This is a genomic window from Streptomyces venezuelae (assembly GCF_008642315.1).
Lineage (GTDB): Bacteria > Actinomycetota > Actinomycetes > Streptomycetales > Streptomycetaceae > Streptomyces > Streptomyces venezuelae_D.
Genome location: NZ_CP029192.1, coordinates 278,715 through 298,799, shown reverse-complemented (window position 1 = coordinate 298,799; position 20,085 = coordinate 278,715). Strand labels below are relative to the sequence as shown.

Sequence of the window (20,085 nt, the reverse complement as noted above, 5' to 3'; positions counted from 1 at the left end):
GACGCTCTACGCGGCCCGGGCGCGGCGCGACAGACGCAGCGTCAGGCCGTCCGGCATCAGGGTGAGACGCTCGGCTACGCGCAGCCGGTAGCCCGGCTCCGCGTGCAGGTCGTAGCGGCGCAGCAGCAGTCCGAGCACCAAGGTCGCCTCGTGCAGCGCGAACTGACGTCCGATGCAGGCGCGGGCTCCGGTGCCGAACGGCTTGAAGACATGGGCGGGCCGCCCACGTACGGCCGATGGGGCGAACCGGTCGGGGTCGAACTCCTCGGGATGGTCGCCCCACGCGGTCGGATCGCGGTGCAGCATCGTCGCGAGGACCAGCGCCCACGCGCCGCGCCGCATCGGATGCTTGCCCCCGAGGACGGTGTCCGTACGCGCCTCGCGGGCGAAGCCGGGAGCGGTCGGCCAGAGCCGGAGCGACTCGTCGAGCACCCGGCGCAGGTAGCGCAACTTGGCGACCTGCTCGTACGCGGGCTCTCCCTCCGCGCCCCACACCTCGTCGACCTCGGCCCGCGCGCGGGCGAGCACGTCCGGGGAGCGCGACAAGTAATGCAGCGCGAACGACAGCGCGCCGGACGTCGTCTCGTGCCCGGCGACCAGGAAGGTGATGACCTGACGGCGGATGTTCTCCGGAGTGAGCCGTTCCCCGGTCTCGGGATGGGCCACTTGCAGCATGCGCTCGAGCAGGTCGCCGCTGCCGCCCGCCTCCGAACCGCCCTCCGCGCGGCGGGCCGCGATCACCGCGTCGACCGTGCGGTTGAGGTAGGCCATGTCCGCGTCGTTGCGCCGGTCCGCGCCGCGCAGCACGAGCGGGGTCAGCAGCGGTGGCACGACGTTGCGCCGCTGGGCGTAGGAGAGCGTGCCGACCATCGCCGACACGAAGGGATGCGGCGCGGACCGTTCGAAGGAGCCGAAGTCGTGCCCGAAACCGGTGCGGGCGATGGTCTCCAGCGTCAGCTTCGTCATGTCGCCCGGCACGTCCACCGAGCGGCCCGCCGCTTCCCGCTCGTCCCAGCGCGCGGTCAGCTGCCGCGCGACGTCCAGCATCAGCGGGTGGTAGCCCGCCATCGCGTCGCGGCTGAACCCGGGGGCGAGGATGTCGTGCGCCAGCTGCCAGTTGGGCTCGTGGTTGTACGCCGTGAAGAGGCCGTCGCCCGCGACCGGCCGCAGGTTGGCCACGCCCAGGCCCACGTGTTTGGCGAACCGCGACTCGTCGGCCATGTCCGCGGCGAGCTCGGCGCCCCACACGAAAACGAACTCCTTGCCGAACGCCTTGCGCCGGAAGATCGGCCCGAGCTGCGCCGCCATCTTCATGGAGTCCTGCAAGGGCGTGCGGACATTGGCGCCCAGGATGTCGCCGAGCACGGGTAGCCGGCGCGGCGGATGCGGTATCCGGTGCAGCTCGGGCCAGCCGAGCTCGGCGCTGCGGAAACCCTTCGGGGGAGGGGCCGGCGCACGCTGCCCGTCAGGCCCGTTCGACGCCGCGGACCTCGTCGTCTGCGCCATGTGCCCATCTCCCTTGTCCGACGGGCCCGTTGGGCCTGTTGTACGTGGATTCAATAGGAGATCCCAGTCTGCTGCCCGTACTGAATTCGCGTCAAGTAAGGTGCTGCAATGGCCGCGAATCCCCAGGAGCGCACGCGCCGCAGACTGAGCACCGAGGAGCGGCGTGAGCAGCTGCTTTCGGTCGGGGCGCGGCTCTTCGCGCAGAAGCCGTACGACGACGTGTGGATCGAGCGGGTCGCGGAGATCGCCGGTGTCTCGCGGGGGCTCCTGTACCACTACTTCCCGACGAAGCGGGACTTCTTCGCCGCCGTGGTGCACCGGGAGAGCGAGCGGATGCTGCGCCTGACGGCGGCGGTTCCCGGGCTGCCGGTGCACGAACAGATCAGCACCGGCCTCGACGCCTTCCTCGGCTACGTGGAGAGCCACGCGCAGGGTTTCCGCGCCTTCCACCGGGCCGAGGCGGCGGGCGACCCGCTGGTCCGCGAGGTCTACCGCAACGGTCTCGCCGCGCAGGAGCGGCAGATCCTCGCCGCCCTCGCCGCGGATCCGGCGGCCGCCGACATCATGCAGGACCTGCCCGCGCTGCGGCTCGCGGTGCGCGGGTGGCTCGCGTTCATGGTGGCGGTCTGTCTGGAGTGGCTGGAGGAGCCGGACCTGTCGCGGGAGCAGGTCCGGGACCTGTGTGCCAAGGCGCTGCTGGGCGCGATCACGCGCTGAGGATCACGCGCCGAGGCGGAGCGCCTCGCGCAGCCGGGTGGGCGTCGTGAAGAGATGGCCGCGCACACCGGCGTCCTCGGCGGCGCGGATGTTGTCCTCGCGGTCGTCCACGAAGAGGACACGTCCGGGCTCGGCGCCGAGCGCGTCCAGGCACCAGCGGTAGGCGCCGGGTTCGGGCTTGGCGTGGCCGATGCGGCAGGAGGAGGCGCACACCTGGAAGAGCTCGAGCCAGGAGTGACGCTCTTCGTAGTGGGCGGCCAGCTCCTCGGGGATGTTGGAGAGCAGCGCGATCGGCTGCCGGGCGGCCGCCAACTCCTCGACGAGGGCGACCATCGTGTCGTCGACGGCGCTCCAACTGGCGAGGTCCGCTTCGACGAGCCGCGCGACGCGGGCGTCGTCGAAGGAGGTGCCGAGGGAGTCGGCCACCTGCTTCCAGTACGCGACGCCGTTCACGTCCCCGCGGTCGTACGGCTGGCGCAGCCCCCAGTAGGCGTCCCAGAAGGCCGCAGCGGGCCCGCCCGCGATGGCCGCCAGACGTTCCTTGCAGGCCTCGGACTGGTGGCGTGCGATGACGCCGAACATGTCGAACAGGACGATGTCGGGCGCGGTGGCACGGGTGGGGTGGCTCTCGTTCATGGGGGTCATACCTTTCGTACGGTCACGCCCGCCGCGGTCAGTGAGTCGGTCTCCGCGTCCGGTGCCGCGTCGTCCGTGACGACGGCGTGCAGGGCATCGGCGGGGGCGACGAAGGCCAGAGCGGTACGGGAGAGCTTCGACGCGTCCGCGACGGCGATGACGCGGCGGGCCGAACCGATCGCGGCGCGCTTCACGGCGGCGTCGTCCAGGTCGTAGGCGGTGAGGCCGTCCGCGGCGGTCAGACCGCAGCAGCCGATCACGGCGGTGTCGAAGCGCAGGGCGGCCAAGGAGGCCGTGGTCAGCGGTCCGGTGAGGGCCAGCTCGCCGGGGCGCGGCCGCCCGCCCGGCACGAGCAGCGTCACCTGCGGCGCGGCCGACAGAGCGTTCACCGCGTGCAGTGACAGCGGCGCCACGGTCAGACGGCGGTGCTCCAGGGCGCGGGCGACCTCCAGACAGGTCGTACCGCTGTCGATCACCACGGACTCCCCGTCGGCGATCAACTCGGCCACGGCTGCGGCGATGCGCCGCTTGGCCGCGAGGCCCTCCTGCTCCCGCAGGGCGAACGGCGGCTCCTCGCCGCGCAGCAGAAGGCTCCGCGCACCCCCGCGATACCGCTCCAGGACACCCTGTTCCGCCAGGGCCTCGAGGTCGCGGCGGATGGTCATCTCGGAGGCGCCGGTGAGCTCGGCGAGCTCCGCGACACCGAGCCGCCCCGCCTCGCGCACGGCGTCGCTGATCTGCCTCAGTCGGTCTGCACTGGCCACGCACACATCAAACAACAAACTCGTGCGCAGATCAACCTTTCGAACATGGTCCATGTTCGTTATGTTCGAAGTCATGGAGAGAACACTGCGAGCCGGCCGACTGGCCACCTTCGCCTACTTCGCGCTGAACGGTTTCCTCATGGGGATGTGGATCGTCCACATCCCCGCCGTCGAGGAGCGTGCCGGGATCAGTCACGCCGTGCTCGGCTGGCTCCTGCTGCTGCTCGGCGCCGGCGCCTTCGTGGGCATGCAGATCGTCGGCCCGCTGACCGACCGGCTCGGCGCCCGCACCGTGGTGCCCGTCAGTGCCGCCCTGTGCGCCGCGGCCGTGGTGCTGCCCGGCCTCGCCACGAACGTCTGGACACTGGGGGCCGCGCTGCTGGCCCTCGGCCTCGGCAACGGCTGCCTCGACGTCAGCATGAACGCCCACGCCGTGCAGGTCGAGCGCGGCTATCGACGGCCCGTCATGTCCGCCTTTCACGCCACCTTCTCCATCGGCGGTGTCCTCGCCGCGCTGGTCGGCGCCCGCACGCTCAGCTGGGGCTGGAGCCCGGCGGCGACGCTCGGCGCGGTGGCCGCGCTCGGTGTCGCGGCCGCCGCGGCGTCCGCTCCCGCGCTGCTGCGCCCCGAACCCGTGGACGCGGCGACGCCCGAATCGTCGAAGTCGCCCGCGGCGGCACGGCGCGCGACGCCGCGCCGGATCTGGGTCCTCGCCGCCCTCGCCCTGATGCTCATGCTCTGCGAGGGCGTGGCGAACGACTGGAGCGTCCTGCACCTGCGCGACGTCCTCGACGCGCCCGCCGCGAGCGCGGCCCTCGCCTACGGCGCATTCGCGACGGCCATGACCGTCGGCCGCCTGCTCGCCGACCGGGTGGCCGCGCGGTACGGCCCGGTGGCCATTCTCCGGTACGGCGCGGCTGTGGCCGCGGTGGGTCTTACGGTGGCGGCACTGTCCCCCTGGGTTCCGCTCGCCCTCATCGGCTGGACCGTGTTCGGCGCGGGGCTCTCCGGCTGCATCCCCCAGCTCTTCAGCGCCGCGGGCCACGCGGATCGCGAGGCCGCCGGGGCCAACGTCTCGCGCGTCGCGGGGCTCGGCTATCTCGGCATGCTCGCGGGCCCCGCCGTCATCGGCCCGCTGACCCACTTCATGCCGCTCAACCTGACGTTCTTCCTGCCGGTGGCGTTCTGCGCGGTCGCGGCCTGTGCGGCGGGCATCCTGCGGGAGGCTCCTCAGGTGGCGGGGAACCCCGCCCGGAAGTGCTCCAGCAGCGTCTGACGCGCTGCGGCGGTCGCGAGCCGGTCCGCCACCCAGAGGAAGAAGTCGTCGGCGAGCTCGTCCAGCCAGTCGTACGCCGGGTCGAAGGGGCCGGAATCCGCTGCCGGGTAAGGGAGTTCGAACTCCGGGGCGCCGCCGGAACCGGTCACGGCGAAGTGCCGCGCGCCGTCCGGCAGTGAGGCCTGCCGGACCGAGACCGACGCACAGTCCCAACGCCGCGCCCCGAACTGCAGCCACAGCGTTCCGGCGCCCTCCCCGGCACCGTACAGCGCGGCCGCCGCGTGCTCGCCTTCTCCGGGAAGGTGGACGAAGCCGTGGCAGCTGCCGCCGGGTGCGGGGGAAAGGAGCCCCGAAGCGGGGTCCAGGTCCCACACCCGGCCGTGCCGGTCGTAGTCCGACAGACGTGTCATCGGCCGCGCGGCTCCAGGCCGAGCTCCCGGTCCACGGCCGCGCTGCTCCGCGTGGCGGCCGCGATGACCGCGCTCCAGCTGCCGTACTTGGCGTACTGCTGGTCGGCCGTCGGGCCCAGCGGGTTGCCGTACTTCTTCATGTTGCGCGCCTCCAGGGCCTGTACGGCCTCGGGTGACATGCCCGCGCGCGTGATGTCCTTCGCCTCGTTGCGCATGTCCACGAGTGTGCGGGCGATCTCCTCGTCCGAGCGGCCCGCTGCGTGCATCTCGTCGGCCGTGCGCTCCATCGAGTCGAGCAGCTGGTGATAGCGGATCCGGGTCTCGCGCGCCTGTGCGCGCTGCTCCGGGGTCATCTCCCGGATCATGCAGACGGCGGCGTCGCTGCTGGTGCACGACTCGTCGACGACGACGGCCGCCGCGTGGACGGCCGCGTGAGCCTGCCCGGGGGCGACGAGGAAGCCGTTCGCCGCGGTGAGCAGGGCGAGCAGGAAGAGGACGGCGAAGCGGGTCGGGGAAGCGCCGCGGTGGACCGGTGCCGTGGGGGCGGGCACGGATGTCGACATCGGGGAGGGGTCTCGCTTTCTTGTCTGCGGGGCGTGCGAATCGGGATGAAACGGACGTTACGGCGGCAGGCCGGGGTCACGCGCGCGTGGCGGCGATGCGTTCGGGTGACCGTGAGCTGTCACGAGGCCGTGCGAAGATCAAGTGCATGGATCTCGAAGACATATCCGCCGAGCCGCACACGAGGTGCCGCTGACGTGGCGACCCTCGCACGCTCCTCACTCCTCATGGCCTTCGGGACCGTCGTCTCCCGCGCCACCGGCCTGATCCGGCAGGTCCTCCAGGGCGCCGCCCTCGGCACCGGCCTCCTCGCCGGCACGTACAACACCGCCAACACCGTCCCCACCAGCCTCTACACCCTGCTCATCGGCGGCGCCCTGAACGCCGTCCTCGTGCCCCAGCTGGTGCGCGCCCGCGCGAACGACCCCGACGGCGGCACGGCGTTCGAACAGCGCCTGATCACCCTCGTCGTCTGCGTGCTCGGCGCGGGCACGGCCCTCGCGGTGTGGGCGGCCCCGCAGATCGTCGGCCTCTACATGCGGGACACCGCCGAGAACCACGAGGCGTTCGAGCTCACCGTCGTCTTCGCCCGGTTCCTGCTGCCCCAGATCTTCTTCTACGGGCTCTTCGCGATCCTCGGACAGGTCCTGAACGCCCGCGAGAAGTTCGGCGCGATGATGTGGACCCCCGTCCTCAACAACGTCGTGCTCGTCACCATGTTCGGCGCCTACCTGGGCCTGATGACCGTGCCCGACGACGTGCGGGACATCACCGCCGAGCAGGTCAGACTCCTCGGCATCGGCACCACCCTCGGCATAGCCCTGCAGGCCCTCGCGCTCGTGCCGTTCGTGCGCGCCGCGGGCGTGCGCTTCAGGCCGCGCTTCGACTGGCGCGGCACCGGCCTCGGCAAGAGCGCACGCGCCGCACGCTGGACATTGCTGCTCGTCCTCGCCAACCAGGTCGCGCTGACCGTCGTCACGAACTACGCCAACGCCGCCGACCGGACCCTGCCGAAGGACGGCGTCGGCTACACCGCGTACTCCTACGCGCAGACCATCTGGCTCCTGCCGCAGTCCATCGTCACCGTCTCCCTGGTGACCGCGCTGCTGCCCCGCATGAGCAAGGCCGCGGCCGAGGGCAGGACCGCCGACCTGCGCGGCGAACTGTCCCGCGCGCTGCGCGTCACCGGCACGGTGATCGTGCCCGCCGGATTCTTCTTCCTCGCCTTCGGACCGCAGACCGCGCAGCTCCTCTTCGCCCACGGCGCGTCCGACGCCGCGGCCACCGAGCCCCTCGGCCACATGCTCCAGGCGTTCGGCCTCGGCCTCATCCCGTTCTCCGCGCAGTACCTCCTGCTCCGCGGCTTCTACGCCTACGAGGACACCCGCACCCCGTTCTGGATGGCGGTCTGGGTGGCGGGCGTGAACATCGGCCTCGCCACCGCCTGCCATCTGCTGCTGCCCGCGCGCTGGGCGGTCACCGGCATGGCCGCCGCGTACACGCTCTCGTACGCCGTGGGCCTGCTGCTCACCGCCCGGCTCATGCGCCGCCGCCTCGGCGGCTACCTGGACGGCCGCCGACTTGTCCGTACGTACGGCAAGTTGATCCTCGCGTCCGCCCTGGCCGGGGCCCTCGGCTGGGCCGCCGCCCGCGCCGGGACCGAGGTGACCTCGTCCGGCACGGCCGCGACGGCCCTGGCGCTGACGGCCGGCGCCCTGACGATGGCGGTCGGCTATCTCGTCCTCGCGCGCCTGCTGCGGATAGGTGAGATGCGGATGCTGCCCGGCCTGCGCCGCTGACACGGGTTCCGCGGTCAGGCGGCCCGCGCGGTGCGGTGGCGGTGGGTCCGGACCAGGTCCGCGTAGTGGCGGCCGCTGCCCTTGACCGTGCGGCGCTGCGTCGCGTAGTCGACGTGGACCAGACCAAAACGCTTGTCGTAGCCGTACGCCCACTCGAAGTTGTCCAGGAGCGACCACGCGTAGTACCCGGCCAGCGGTGCACCCCTGTGCGCCGCACGGGCGCAGGCCGCCAGGTGCTCGCCCAGATAACGGGAGCGCTCCACGTCGTGGATCGTGCCGTCCGCGCGAACCACATCGGGGTACGCGGAGCCGTTCTCGGTGACGTAGAGACGTCGCGCCCCGTACTCCTCCGTCAGCCGCATCAGCAGGCTCTCGATGCCGTTCGCGTCGATCTCCCAGTCCATGCCGGTGTGCGGCACTTCGGGCCGGTACAGCTGGCGTGCGAACGGCGCGGGACCCGCCGGGTCGTCGGCGACGACCGCCGGGAAGTAGTAGTTGAGCCCCAGCCAGTCCAGCGGCTGCGCGATGGTCGCGAGGTCACCCGCGCGCTCCGGCAGGTCGACGCCGTACACCTCCCGCATGTCGGCGGGGAAGCCGCGCCCGTGCAGCGGGTCGAGCCACCAGCGGTTGGTGTGCCCGTCCACCCGCCGGGCGGCGGCGACGTCCTCGGGCCGGTCGGAGGCGGCCTCCACCGGCGAGAGGTTGTTGACGATGCCGACCTCCGCGCCGGGCGCCGCCGCACGGATCGCCTGCGCGGCGAGACCGTGCCCGAGCAGCAGATGGTAGGACGCGCGCACGGCGGCCGTCAGATCGGTGAGCCCCGGCGCCATGCGGCCCTCCAGGTGGCCGATCCAGGCGGAGCACAACGGTTCGTTGAGCGTCGCCCAGAGCGGCACCCGGTCGCCGAGCCGCTCGGCCGCCACCGAGGCGTACACGGCGAAGCGCTCGGCGGTCGCGCGCTCGGGCCAGCCCCCGCGGTCCTGCAGCGCCTGCGGCAGATCCCAGTGGTAGAGGGTCGCGTTCGGGGTGATGCCCGCTTCCAGAAGGGCGTCGACGAGCCGGTCGTAGAAGTCGAGGCCCGCCGCGTTGACCGGCCCGTCGCCGCCGGGCACGATGCGCGGCCAGGCGAGCGAGAAACGGTAGGAGTCGACGCCGAGCTCCCGCATCAGCGCGATGTCCTCGGGCCAGCGGTGGTAGTGGTCGCACGCCACGTCGCCCGTGTCGCCGCCGTCGATCGCGCCCGGCGTGCGGGCGAACGTGTCCCAGATCGAGGGGGCGCGGCCGTCCTCGTCGACGGCTCCTTCGATCTGGTACGCCGAGGTGGCCACGCCCCATGCGAAGTCCCGGGGGAGCGCGGAGAGGTCGGGGGAGGGGACGGCCGGGGAGGAGGGGTCGGTCACGGAGTTCCTTTCGGGCAGGGGCGGGAGGGTCACTTGACGGCTCCGGCGGTCAGTCCGGCGACGAGGTAGCGCTGCAGGAGCAGGAAGCCGGCGACGACGGGGATGCTCACGACGAGGGAGGCGGCCATGACCTGGTTCCAGTACACGTCGTTCTGCGTCGCGTAGCCCTGGAGGCCCACGGCGAGGGTGCGCGTGGTGTCGTTGGTCATGACCGAGGCGAAGAGCACCTCTCCCCACGCGGTCATGAAGGCGTAGACGGCGACGGCGACGATGCCGGGGATCGCGGCGGGCACCACGACCCGGAACAGCGCACGCAGCGGCCCGCAGCCGTCGACCAGCGCCGCCTCGTCCAGCTCGCGAGGCACCGAGTCGAAGTACCCGATGAGCATCCAGATGGAGAAGGGCAGCGAGAACGTGAGGTAGGTGAGGATCAGACCGGCGCGCGAACCGAACAGCGCGATGCCGGTGGCGTTGCCGACGTTGACGTAGATGAGGAAGAGCGGCAGCAGAAAGAGAATGCCCGGGAACATCTGCGTCGACAGGACGGTCACGGTGAACACCCGCTTGCCGCGGAAGCGGTAGCGGCTGACCGCGTACGCGGCGAACACCGCGATGACCACCGAGCACACCGTCGCCGCGCCAGCCACGATCAGCGAGTTCATGAAGTAGTCGGCGAGCGGCACCGTCTTCCAGATGTCGAAGTACGGCCGCACGGTGAACCCGCTCGGCATCCAGCGGAACGAGCCGGACACATCCTGCAAGGGCTTGAGGGAACTGCTCACCATCACGTACACGGGCAGCAGCACGAACCCGGCGAGGAGCGTCAGGAAGATCCGACGCGACCACAGGAACGAACGCGGCGCGGCCATCGGTGAGCGGCTCGCCCCCGGTGCACGGCTAGACATCGGCGGTCTTCCTTCCCCGCGAGGTCACCAGGAGATAGCCGGCCGTCACCAGGAGAAGGAAGAGCAGCAGCAGGACCGACATGGCGGATCCTGTGCCGAAGTTCCAGGTGACGAACGACGACTGGTAGATGTGGATGGAGATGAGGTCGGCGGCCTCGGGCGCCGACTTGCCGAACAGGACGTACGGCGTGTTGAAGTCGTTGAACGTCCACAGGAAGAGCACCAGGACGAGGACCTGGTTCACGGGGCGCAGCGACGGCAGCGTGATGCGCCGCACCTGCTGCCACATCCCCGCACCGTCGATCGCCGCGGCCTCGTACTGCTCCTTGGGGATGTTCTGGAGCCCCGCCATGACGATGAGGAAGGCGAACGGCCAGCCCTTCCACACCGACACGGTCAGCAGCGCGACGAAACTGTTGTCGCCGATGAGCCAGAACGGGCGGCTGTCGGTGAGCCCCAGCTGGTCGTGCAGCACGTGGTTGATCAGACCGGTGTCGCGCTGGAACATGAACGACCAGGTGATGACCGCCGCGTACACCGGCAGCGCGTACGGGATCAGGAAGACGGCCCGCAGCAGACCGCGGCCGCGGAAGTGCTCCTGCATGAAGACGGCGGCGGCCGTGCCGATCAGCCAGCACAGGCCCACGGACAGCACGGTGAACGCGACGGTCACGAAGAACGAGTGCAGCAGCGCCTCGCCGACCGGGGCGTCGAAGTCCACCGACAGCTTGTAGTTGTCCAGGCCGGTCCAGGGGGCGGCGCCCCAGTCGCGGATGAAGAACTGCGTGAGCTCCTTGAAGCTCATCACGATGCCGACGCCCATCGGTATGAGGTGGACGACGAGTTCGAGGAGCAGGGCGGGGAGCAGCAGGAGGTAGGGGAGCGAGACGCGGCGCAGGCGGGCGGGCAGGCGCAGTCGTGAGGGGCGCTTGCCGGCGGGCGGCGCGGCCCGCTCCTTGGAGGGCGGTGGTGTGGTGAGGGTGGTCACGGGTCGGCTCTCGACTCTCGGCTCTCAGCTCTTCGGCATCTGCTGCTGCGCCTTGGACAGCTCGGACTTCACGGACTCCGTGGTGACCGGCCTGCCCGCCGCCGCGTCGGCGAACAGCTTCTTGATGGCCGTGCCCACCGACGTCTCGAACTGCGATTCGTTGGGCACCTGCGGCAGCGGCGCCGCGCTCTTGCGGAGCGTGTCGCGCAGCACAGCGGTGTCCTGGCGGTCGAAGGCGGCGTCCTTCTGCGCGGCGGTGACCGGCGGGATCGACCCGTACGCCTTGTTGAGATGGGCCTGTTCGGCGTCGCTCGTCATGAACTTCACGAACTTGCGGGCGCCGTCGAGGTTGTCGGTGTTCTTGAAGACGGCGAGATTGATGCCCGCGACCATCGAGTTGACCTGCCGCTCAGCACCGGGCTTCCCGGAGGCCACGGGCACGGGGGCCACTCCCCAGTCGTCGGGCTTCATGCCCTGCGCCTCGAACGTGGTCGCCGCGGCCTGCCACAGCACCATCGCCGTCTTGCCCTGCGCGAAGTCCCGCAGCGACTGGTTCTGCGCGTACTCGGCGTTGCCCGGTGCGATGATCTTGTCCTTGGCCATGAAGTCGACGTACTGCTTCACGGCGGACACCGCACCGTTCGAGGTGAAGGTCGGCTTGCCCTGCGCGTCGAAGAAGTCCGCGCCGTGCTGTTTGCCGAGGGCGAAGGCCTGGTGGATGTTGTTCACCAGGTTCGAACCCTCCGCGCCGAGCGCCCACTTGCCGTCCTTGGAGAGCTTCTTGCCGACGGTGACGAGGTCGTCCCAGGTGGCGGGCGGCTTGCTGATGCCCGCCTCCTTGAACATGGCCTTGTTGTAGTAGAGGGCGTACGACAGTGAGTACAGCGGCACCGCAGCCGGGTCCTTGCCCTCGGTGCCCGTCGAGCCGAGCGCCGCGTCGACGAAGCGGTCCTTGCCGCCGATCGCCTTGAAGTTCTCGGCGTCCCAGGGCAGCAGGGCGCCGGTGGCCTGGAGCGAGGACGACCAGGTGTTGCCGATGTTGAGGACGTCGGGGCCCTGCCCCGACGTGGTCGCGGCGAGGATCCGGTTGAGCAGGTCGGACCAGGGGATGACCTCCAGCTTGACCTTGATCCCCGTCTGCTGCTCGAACTTCTTCAGCTCGGGCGTGAGGATCTTCTTGTCCGCCGCGATGTTCGGCCCCTGGTTGGAGGCCCAGTAAGTGAGCGTCTTGGGCGAGGCGTTGCTGCCCTCGCCGCCGGTGCTCGTGCCGCCGCCGCAGGCCGTGAGGGTGGCACCGGAGAGAGCGGTCACGGTGGCGAGAGCTGCCAAGGCTCGGAGTCTGCGCATGACGGATCCGTCCCTTTCGTGGTGGATGAACGGGAATGAGGAGTGAGGAGAACAGGCGTGCAGAGGCGCCGACTTCGTCTTCGACTTCGACGTCTGAACGGATTCACGACTTAATTTAGGACGTGAGTTAAAACCTGAGAGAAAGTCGCGTCAAGGGGTCGCGCACGGGTATGTTGCCGATCGGAGAGGAGCCACATGGCCGAGCGGAGCAGTCGAACGGTGCGCGACCTGCGAGTGGGCAACCGGGCGTCGGTGTTGCAACGGTTGTATTTCGGTGGGCCGATGAGCCGGCAGGCGCTTGGCCCCGCGACCGGACTCAGTTCGGGTTCCGTGAGCAACGTCGTCGCCGAACTCACCGCGGACGGCATCCTGGAGGAGGCGGGGAGCGTCGAGTCCGACGGCGGCCGCCCCCGCACGCTGCTGCGCGTCGCCCCGTCGAGCGGCCGCCTCATCGGCGTCGACGTGGGGGAGACGCGGGTCCGCGTGGAGGCGTTCGACCTCGCGCTGACGGAACTCGCGCGCACGGAACGCCCGTTGACGGACTCGGGGCACGATGTGGAGACGGTCGTCCGCCACATCGCGGAAGGCGTGGCGGAGGTCGCGGCCGAGGCGGGCATCGAACCCGGCGCGCCGGACGGTTCCACGACGACCGGCGTGCCGCACGGGGGCCTGATCGGCGTGGGGGTCGGCGTGCCGGGCATCGTCGACCGGGACGAAGGGGGCGGCGGTGCGGGCGGCGGGGGTGGCGCGAGTGGCGTGGGTGCCGCGGTTGGTGTGGGCGGCACGGTGGTGCACGGCCAGACCATCGGCTGGGACGCGGTCCCGCTGGAACGCATGCTGCGTGAGGCGATCGAACTCCCGCCGGACACGGCCTACTTCGTGGACAACGGAGCCCGCGCCCTCGGCCAGGCCGAGATGTGGTTCGGCGGCGGCCGGGGCGCACAGGACGCGGCGATCGTGCTGATCGGTTCCGGTGTGGGCGCGTGTGTCGTCACCGGGGGCGTCATCCACGGCGGGGCGCGTGGCGGCCCCGCCGAGTGGGGCCACCTGACCGTGAACGTCCGTGGCCGCCGCTGCCGGTGCGGGGCGCGCGGCTGCCTGGAGGCCTACGCGGGCGCCGAGGCGCTGCTCGCGCGCTGGCAGGAGGCGGGCGGTGTGCTGCCGTCCGGCGCGGACGAGGAGACGGGGGTGAGCGCGCTGCTCGCGGCGGCGTATCCGCGGGAGGGCGGCACGCCCGATCCTGTCGCGGTCGCCGTGCTCGACGAGACCGCGGAGTACCTCGGCGCGGGCATCTCCGACCTCATCAACCTCTTCGGTCCCGAACGCGTTCTCGTCGGCGGCTGGGCCGGCCTCCAACTGGGCCCGCACCTGCTGCCCGCCGTCCGCCGGTACGCCGAGTCGTACGCGCTCCGCCACCCGGCGGCCCGCGCGAAGGTCGACCTCGGCCAACTGGGCCCCGACGCCGTCACGGTGGGCGCGGCGACGCTCCCCCTGGCCGACTTCTTCACCCGAGGCGGCCGTCGCGCGACCCCCTCACGCACGGAGGCGACGACGCCGGGGGTACCGGACTGGCAGGTGGTGTTGGAGGGGCGGGGGGTGCGGTGAGGGGGTGTCGGGCGGGGTGCTTGGCGGTGCGGTAAGGGTGAGTCGGGGCGGGGCACTGGGAGCACTTGGGCCGCTCGGGGTTCTTATAGCGGGCCCGATGCGGGTACGTCGGGTGGGTGTGAGCCGCACCGCGACGAGGTGCCGTCGGGTGCGTCCTCCTGGCCTACCGTCGCGGGCTGGGGCGCCGACCGCGTCGGCGGTGGGCCCGACTCGATGTCGGCGATCAGCTGGTGGATGAGCGCGGCGCCGGGCGGCCCGGTCATGGCGACTACGGACCGCTCGGCCGCCGGGCTCTTTCCGGACGCGGGGCCTTCCCCGGACGCCGGATTCTCCCCGGGCTGCCTGGATGCGGGGCTTTCTCCGGGCTGCTTGGATCCGGGCCCTTCTTCGGGCTGCTTGGGCGCGGGGCCTTCTTCGAGCTGCATGCACGCCGGGTTTTCCCCGGCCCGCTCGGACGCAGGACCTTCCCCGGATCGCTGGGGCGCCGTGCCTTTGGCGGCGCGGTGGAGTGCAGTGTTTCCCTCAGCCGCTTCGGACGCCGCGCCTCCCACTCCCACCGCCCCGGCCAGCGCCTTGTGCGCCCTGCGCCATGCGCGGCTGCGGCGGCCTCGGAAGTGGTCGACGAAAGCCTGCGCGTACTGCGTCATCGACCGGGTCCAGACGTCATGGCGGGCCTGCGGACCCGCCGAGGCGCGCCGGATGCTGCGTCGCGCGTCGCCCGGCCTGATCTCGGCCTGCGCCACCGCCAGCAGCGCCCAGCTGACAGCCGCCGGGGGCCCGTGCTCCGCGTGCACGGGAATCGTGTCGGCGGCCGCCCGCAGGTGGGCGATGGCCCGCTCGGTCCGCCCGTCCGCGAGGGCCATCGCGCCGAGCACGTGCGAGACCCGCCCCACGGTCGCGTCGTCCCCGGCGAACATGGCCACCCGCCAGGCCTGGCCCAGCAGTTCGGCCGCCTCCGGTGCCGGGGAGCCGGCGCACACGGCGAGCCAGCCCGCCAGCCACATCGCCTGCCCGCACACCCGCGTGTCGGACCGGACGAGCGGCAGCAGGCGGCGCAGCAGCGCGCGGCCCTCTTCCGCGTGACCGCACACCGCCCACCAGAACCACAGGTCCACGGCGACCGCCAGCGTCGTCGACGCCGGGTCCGTGACGCTCGGCTCCCTGGCCAGGGCCGCGCGCAGGTCGGCCTCGTCGTCGCGGACGAGCGCGGCGGCCTCCTCGTGCAGCCCGCTGCTCCACAAGTGGTGTGCGGTGGAGGCGACATGGCCGTACCAGTACAGGTGACGGCTGACCGCCGCGGCCGTCTCCCCGGCCGACTGCAGCCGCTCGGCGCCGAACCCGCGGACCGCGGCGGACATGCGGTAGCGCGGGGAGAGGACGCCACCGGGGTCGCGGACCGGTTCCAGGACCGAGGCGAGCACCAGGCGGGCCAGCGACGCCGGTACGTCCTGGGCGTCGAGGCCGCCGCCCGAGCACACGTACGCGGCCGCGTCCTCGTCGAAGTTCCCGGCGAACACGCTGAGCCGGGCCCATACGGTCCGTTCCGCCGAGCCGCACAGCGCGTACCCCGCTCCGACGGCCGCGCGCAACGACCTGTGCCTGCGCAGCCGCGCGTCCGCCACGCCGAGCCAGCCCTGCGCGGTCTTCAGCATGAGGGCGAGCTGGGGCAGCGAGTACTGCGCTGCCTGCGCCGCCGCCAGCTCGATGGCCAGCGGTGTCCCTTCGAGCCGCCGACAGATGTCGTCCGCCAGCCGCACCTCGTCCACGTGGTCGCCGGGCGTGTGGCGGGAGCCGCCGGGACGGCCGCGGGGAGGCGTGTCGTGGCCCGCGCGGCGCCTGGCGTCCCGCATCCGCGTGAGGAAGAGCGTGGCGGCGGGACCGGCGGTGACCGGGGTGAAGTCGGCAGAGTCCGCGTCGTCGGCTCGGCCGGTGCGCTCGGTGTGCTGGGCGTGCTCGATGTGCTCGGTGTGCTCGGCACAGGCCGCGTCGGCGTCAACCTGGGCCGCAGCGTCAGCGTTCTCAGCCGCGCCGACGCCCACGTACTCCGCGGCGTCGGTAACACCTCCACGCACCCCACCCCCCAGTGGCCCTAGCCGCAGCACCGCCTCCTCGCCCAGGCCCAGCGGATGACGCCCCGCGGCCAGGATCCGCACGTCCGGGGCTCCGTCGAGGAGTGCCCGTACGACACGTACACACTCACCGCGTACCGGATCGAAGTCGTCCAGCACCACGAGCATCCGCCGCGACCGCAGGCGGTCCGTGAGCGCGACGACACCGTCGGACCCCGACACGCCCACCCCGTCGGCCGTCCGCTCCCTCCCACCGTCCACCGCCTCCACGACCGCCTCCGCGACCGACCGCCGCCGCGCGGGGATGCCGTCCCACCACCGCACCCGCACCACACCGTCCGGCATCGAACTCCCGACCGCGGCGGCCGCGTGCTCGGCGAGCAAACTCTTGCCGATGCCAGCGCCGCCCACGACGGTCACGAGTCGGCCCCGGGCGAGCATCCCGCGGAGCGCGCCCAGCTCCTCGGCCCGTCCGACGAGCACTCCGACGCCCTCCTCATGACCGCGTCCTCGCGCCCGCCCTTCTCCGCGTCCTCGCCCTCGCACTCCGGACCACCACTCCCGCTCGCGTGTCTCACACCGCGAGTCCCTGTGCAGAATCGTCTCTGCACCGCATGCGGCTGATCGACTAACTCCCCTCCGGCGGCCCGGGTAGTGACGTGCGGACCGAATCATGCGGGACGGCGACTCCTCGCATCCCTGTTCGATGGTGCCTACATCTCAGTCAGGTGGATCAGCCGCAGCCGCGTCCTGTCCGACGTGACCGACGCAGCTCCCACCCCCAGACCCACGTCCCCCGCAGGCGCCGAGGCCCCGGCCCCCGAGAAGCCGGAACGACTCCCCGCGAAGGAGACCTGGCGCGCCCTGTACCGCCACTTCCGCCCGCACCGGGGCGCCGTCGCGCTGGGCGCCTTCCTGACGCTGATCGGCTCGGCGACCGGACTCGCCCAGCCGCTGGCGGCCAAGTCACTGGTGGACCGGCTCGGCGGCGACGACTCCATCGCCGGAATCCTGATCCTGCTCACCGCGCTGGTGGTGCTCGGCACCGCGATCGAGTCCGTCGGGGCGTACGTACTGGAGCGCACCGCCGAGTCGGTGGTGCTCGCCGCCCGACGGACCCTCATCGGACGGCTGCTGAGACTGCGTCTCGGGGAAGTGGAGCGGACCCAGCCGGGTGATCTGATGTCACGCGTCACCTCGGACACGACGCTGCTGCGGGCGGTGACGACCCAGTCCGTGGTGTCCGCGGCCTCCGGAGGACTCACCTTCGTCGCGACGATCGTGATGATGGGGCTGATGGACCCGGCGCTGCTCGGCGTCACGCTCGGTGTGATCGTGCTGATCGGCGGCGCGGTCTCCCTGGTCATGCCGAAGATCGCGCGGGCGACGCAGCGTGCGCAGGAGGCGGTGGGGACTATCTCCACGGCGCTGGAGCGGGCGTTCGGCGCCTTCCGTACCCTGAAGGCCTCCGGTGCCGAGGAGCGCGAGTCGGCCGCGGTGGAGGCGGCCGCGCAGGAGGCGTGGCGGCACGGGGTGCGGTCGGCCAAGTGGCAGTCGGTGGCGTGGAGTTCGGTCGGTCTCGCGGTGCAGGTGTCGTTCCTTGCGGTGCTCGGGATCGGCGGCGCGCGGGTCGCGTCGGGCGCGATCTCCGTCTCGACGCTGGTGGCGTTCCTGCTCTTCCTCTTCTATCTGATCGACCCGGTGTCGCGGCTGGTCGAGGCGGCGTCGCAGTACCAGGTGGGGTCGGCGGCCATCGCGCGGATCGTACAGGCGGAACGCCTGGAGACGGAGCGGACGGAGAGCGGCCCCCTTGACGGGGCGCGGCGACCCGCACCGACGACGGCAGCCCCCGACGGTGACGCCGACGTCGAGGCCGACGCCTTCGCCGTCGCCGCGTCCGTCGCCTTCGACGACGTGACGTTCCGCTACCGCGACGACCTCCCGTACGTCCATCACGGCGTGAGCTTCGACGTGCCAGGGCCGGGCATGACGGCATTCGTCGGACCGTCGGGCGCGGGCAAGACGACCGTGTTCGGTCTGATCGAGCGGTTCTACGAGGTGACGGGCGGCCGGGTCCTGGTCGACGGCACGGACGTACGGGAGTGGCCGCTGGCCGAACTGCGGGCCGCCATCGGATACGTGGAGCAGGACGCGCCCGTACTCGCGGGCACCCTGCGCGAGAACCTCCTCTTCGCGGCGCCGCGCGCCACGGAACCGGAGATCCGGGACGTGCTGGTGCGGGCCCGGCTCGACGCGGTCGTGGAGCGGTTGCCCGAGGGCCTGGAGACGGTCGTCGGCCACCGGGGCTCCAAACTGTCGGGCGGCGAGCGCCAGCGGGTGGCGATCGCGAGGGCGCTGCTGCGGAAACCCCGCCTGCTCCTGCTCGACGAGGCGACCTCACAGCTGGACGCGGTCAACGAACTGGCGCTGCGGGACGTGGTGGCGGAGGTGTCGCGCGAGGTCACGGTCCTGGTGGTGGCCCACCGCCTGTCGACGGTGACGCTGGCCGACCGGATCGTGGTGATGGACGCGGGAAAGGTGCGCGCGGTGGGCACGCACGCGGAACTGGTGGCGGCGGACCCGTTGTACGGGGAACTGGCGGCAACCCAGTTCCTGGCGACGACGGCCGGACCGGTGGTAGGGGAGACGTCCGTGGGTTCGGCCGCGTCCACGGGTGCGGAGACGGCGGCGAGTTCGCCGGCCTCGGTGAAGTCCGCATGACCGACGACCGGGCGATGACCTCGCCCCCTGCGCCGGCCCCCGCCCCCTCACCCGTCCTCACGAGCCCATGGTTCGTGCCCGGCACGTTGCGGTCCGTGGTCTACCGTGACGCCATGACGCGTCCGAGCCTTCACGCGGTCCACGACCGCTACGCCGACCGAATCATCGACCAGACCGCCCAGTTGACGTCGACCATCGCGGGTGCCGACGCCACCGCGCCCGTGCCCGGCTGCCCCGGCTGGACCCTCGCCCACCTGCTGCGCCACGTGGGCGGCGCGCACCGCTGGGCCGAGACGGTCGTCCGGACGCGGGCCACCGGACCCGTGCCGGACGAGCAGGTCAACCTCGTCACGCCCGAAGCGGACGACGACGTCCCCGCGCTGTCCGCCTGGCTCACCGAAGGCGCGGCCCGGTTCGCGGACACGCTGCGCGAGGCGGGACCCGAGGTGCGGGTCTGGACCGTCGCGCCGGGCGGCACGCCCCTCTTCTGGGCGCGCCGCATGACGTACGAGACGGTCGTCCACCGCTTCGACGCGACCGCCGCGGTCGGCGGAACGTACACCCTCGACCCCGACGTCGCCCTCGACGGCCTCGAAGAGTGGCTGGAGTTCAGCACGCTGCCCCAGGCCTACGCGTCGGAGGACGAGATGCGGGCGCTGCTGCGTCCAGGCCGCACGCTGCACTTCCACGCCACGGACGCCCCGGAAGGGACGGGGGAGTGGCTGATCGACCTCACCGGGGCGCCGATCACCGTCTCGCACGCCCACAAGAAGTCGACCACGGCCGTGCGCGGCCCGCTCACCGACCTTCTGCTCCTCCTCTACCAACGCCGCACCCCGACGCCCGCCGACGGCATCGAAGTCCTCGGCGACGAGGCCCTGTTCGCCGACTGGGTGCGGGGCGCGGGGGACTGGCTGCGGAGCTGAGCCCGGGCGGCGGTCCGTTCCTTGATCGTCGCGGCTAGGGTGTCCGCCATGTCTCGTGTACTTGTTGTGGGTTACGACCCGAAAGCGCTGCCCGGCACCGATGCCGAGGCCGTCATCGCCGCGTTGGACGCGGAGTCGGCACGGTTCCGGGAGCGCGGCATCGATGCCGGCGTCGCCCTGGTGACGTTCGACGCGGCGACCGAGGAGGCGCTCGTGGCATCGCTGTCCGAGCGTGCCTGGGACGTGGTGGTCATCGGCGGGGGCATCCGCAAGACGGAGCAACTGGTCCCGCTCTTCGAACGGATCGTTAACCTCGTCCGGCGGCATGCCCCGCAGGCGGACCTCGCGTTCAACAGCGGGGTCGGCGACAGCGTGGAGGCGGCGGAGCGCTGGCTCCCGGCGTGAATGCCCAGGGGGAGGGGGCGGTGTGAGCACCGTGGGAGGTGTGTTGCCGC

The 20,085-nt window shown here is 71.9% G+C and carries 17 protein-coding genes; 7 read left to right on the top strand and 10 right to left on the bottom strand.

Translation table 11 applies throughout. From position 1 onward, the window contains the following. Positions 1–6: 6 nt before the first annotated feature. Positions 7–1,506 carry a cytochrome P450 gene (locus DEJ48_RS01335; RefSeq protein ID WP_150213675.1) on the bottom strand — a complete coding sequence of 500 codons (1,500 nt, stop codon included), beginning with the start codon at positions 1,504–1,506 and terminating at the stop codon, positions 7–9. 108 nt (positions 1,507–1,614) lie between these two features. Between DEJ48_RS01335 and DEJ48_RS01330 the strand changes: the two genes are divergently transcribed. Further along, positions 1,615–2,223, top strand: a complete 609-nt coding sequence (locus DEJ48_RS01330; protein WP_150213673.1) for a TetR/AcrR family transcriptional regulator — start codon at positions 1,615–1,617, stop codon at positions 2,221–2,223. Between the two features lie 3 nt (positions 2,224–2,226). Here DEJ48_RS01330 and DEJ48_RS01325 read toward each other — a convergent pair whose 3' ends face one another. Together DEJ48_RS01325 and DEJ48_RS01320 are read right to left on the bottom strand one after the other, a co-directional pair. After that, positions 2,227–2,859, bottom strand: coding sequence for an HAD family hydrolase (locus DEJ48_RS01325; RefSeq protein ID WP_150213671.1), 633 nt, complete (start codon positions 2,857–2,859; stop codon positions 2,227–2,229). Positions 2,860–2,864: 5 nt separating this feature from the next. Then, positions 2,865–3,623, bottom strand: coding sequence for a DeoR/GlpR family DNA-binding transcription regulator (locus DEJ48_RS01320; RefSeq protein WP_150213669.1), 759 nt, complete (start codon positions 3,621–3,623; stop codon positions 2,865–2,867). 73 nt (positions 3,624–3,696) lie between these two features. Between DEJ48_RS01320 and DEJ48_RS01315 the strand changes: the two genes are divergently transcribed. After that, positions 3,697–4,899 carry an MFS transporter gene (locus DEJ48_RS01315; protein WP_150213667.1) on the top strand — a complete coding sequence of 401 codons (1,203 nt, stop codon included), beginning with the start codon at positions 3,697–3,699 and terminating at the stop codon, positions 4,897–4,899. Here DEJ48_RS01315 and DEJ48_RS01310 read toward each other — a convergent pair. Together DEJ48_RS01310 and DEJ48_RS01305 are read right to left on the bottom strand one after the other, a co-directional pair. Continuing rightward, positions 4,854–5,309 (bottom strand): hypothetical protein, encoded by a 456-nt coding sequence (locus DEJ48_RS01310; RefSeq protein ID WP_150213665.1) that lies wholly within the window; start codon positions 5,307–5,309, stop codon positions 4,854–4,856. The genes DEJ48_RS01315 and DEJ48_RS01310 overlap by 46 nt on opposite strands. Continuing rightward, entirely contained in the window at positions 5,306–5,872 is a 567-nt protein-coding gene (locus tag DEJ48_RS01305) for a hypothetical protein (RefSeq protein ID WP_150213662.1), read from the bottom strand. The genes DEJ48_RS01310 and DEJ48_RS01305 overlap by 4 nt, the downstream gene beginning before the upstream one ends. Positions 5,873–5,917: 45 nt before the next feature. On the opposite strand from DEJ48_RS01305, the gene murJ reads away from it, so the two are divergent. Continuing rightward, positions 5,918–7,669: a murein biosynthesis integral membrane protein MurJ gene (gene murJ / locus DEJ48_RS01300; protein WP_150220875.1), complete on the top strand. Its 1,752-nt coding sequence runs from the start codon at positions 5,918–5,920 to the stop codon at positions 7,667–7,669. Between the two features lie 14 nt (positions 7,670–7,683). Here murJ and DEJ48_RS01295 read toward each other — a convergent pair whose 3' ends face one another. From DEJ48_RS01295 to DEJ48_RS01280, 4 genes are read right to left on the bottom strand one after another with little or no spacing between them, the layout of a single operon-like run. Beyond that, a complete protein-coding gene (locus DEJ48_RS01295) occupies positions 7,684–9,069 on the bottom strand; it encodes a GH1 family beta-glucosidase (protein WP_150213661.1) in 1,386 nt (461 codons plus the stop codon). A 29-nt stretch (positions 9,070–9,098) separates the two neighbouring features. After that, entirely contained in the window at positions 9,099–9,938 is an 840-nt protein-coding gene (locus DEJ48_RS01290; protein ID WP_150220874.1) for a carbohydrate ABC transporter permease, read from the bottom strand. Positions 9,939–9,966: 28 nt separating this feature from the next. Further along, positions 9,967–10,962, bottom strand: a complete 996-nt coding sequence (locus DEJ48_RS01285) for a carbohydrate ABC transporter permease (protein WP_150213659.1) — start codon at positions 10,960–10,962, stop codon at positions 9,967–9,969. Between the two features lie 24 nt (positions 10,963–10,986). Further along, positions 10,987–12,309, bottom strand: a complete 1,323-nt coding sequence (locus DEJ48_RS01280) for an ABC transporter substrate-binding protein (protein WP_150213657.1) — start codon at positions 12,307–12,309, stop codon at positions 10,987–10,989. Between the two features lie 195 nt (positions 12,310–12,504). Here DEJ48_RS01280 and DEJ48_RS01275 point away from each other — a divergent pair, with 195 nt between their 5' ends. After that, a complete protein-coding gene (locus DEJ48_RS01275) occupies positions 12,505–13,914 on the top strand; it encodes an ROK family protein (RefSeq protein ID WP_150213655.1) in 1,410 nt (469 codons plus the stop codon). Positions 13,915–13,997: 83 nt separating this feature from the next. On the opposite strand, the gene DEJ48_RS01270 is transcribed toward DEJ48_RS01275, so the two are convergent. Next, the gene (locus tag DEJ48_RS01270) at positions 13,998–16,466 is read right to left on the bottom strand and encodes an ATP-binding protein (RefSeq protein ID WP_150213653.1); all 2,469 of its coding nucleotides are present in this window, start codon (positions 16,464–16,466) and stop codon (positions 13,998–14,000) included. Between the two features lie 381 nt (positions 16,467–16,847). On the opposite strand from DEJ48_RS01270, the gene DEJ48_RS01265 reads away from it, so the two are divergent. The 3 genes from DEJ48_RS01265 to DEJ48_RS01255 all read left to right on the top strand — a co-directional run bounded on the left by DEJ48_RS01265 (position 16,848) and on the right by DEJ48_RS01255 (position 20,035). Next, on the top strand, positions 16,848–18,704 hold the full coding sequence (locus tag DEJ48_RS01265) for an ABC transporter ATP-binding protein (RefSeq protein WP_223832413.1): 1,857 nt from the start codon (positions 16,848–16,850) through the stop codon (positions 18,702–18,704). A 113-nt stretch (positions 18,705–18,817) separates the two neighbouring features. Continuing rightward, positions 18,818–19,630 carry a maleylpyruvate isomerase family mycothiol-dependent enzyme gene (locus DEJ48_RS01260; protein WP_150213649.1) on the top strand — a complete coding sequence of 271 codons (813 nt, stop codon included), beginning with the start codon at positions 18,818–18,820 and terminating at the stop codon, positions 19,628–19,630. 48 nt (positions 19,631–19,678) lie between these two features. Next, positions 19,679–20,035, top strand: coding sequence for a hypothetical protein (locus DEJ48_RS01255; protein ID WP_150213647.1), 357 nt, complete (start codon positions 19,679–19,681; stop codon positions 20,033–20,035). Positions 20,036–20,085: the final 50 nt, after the last annotated feature.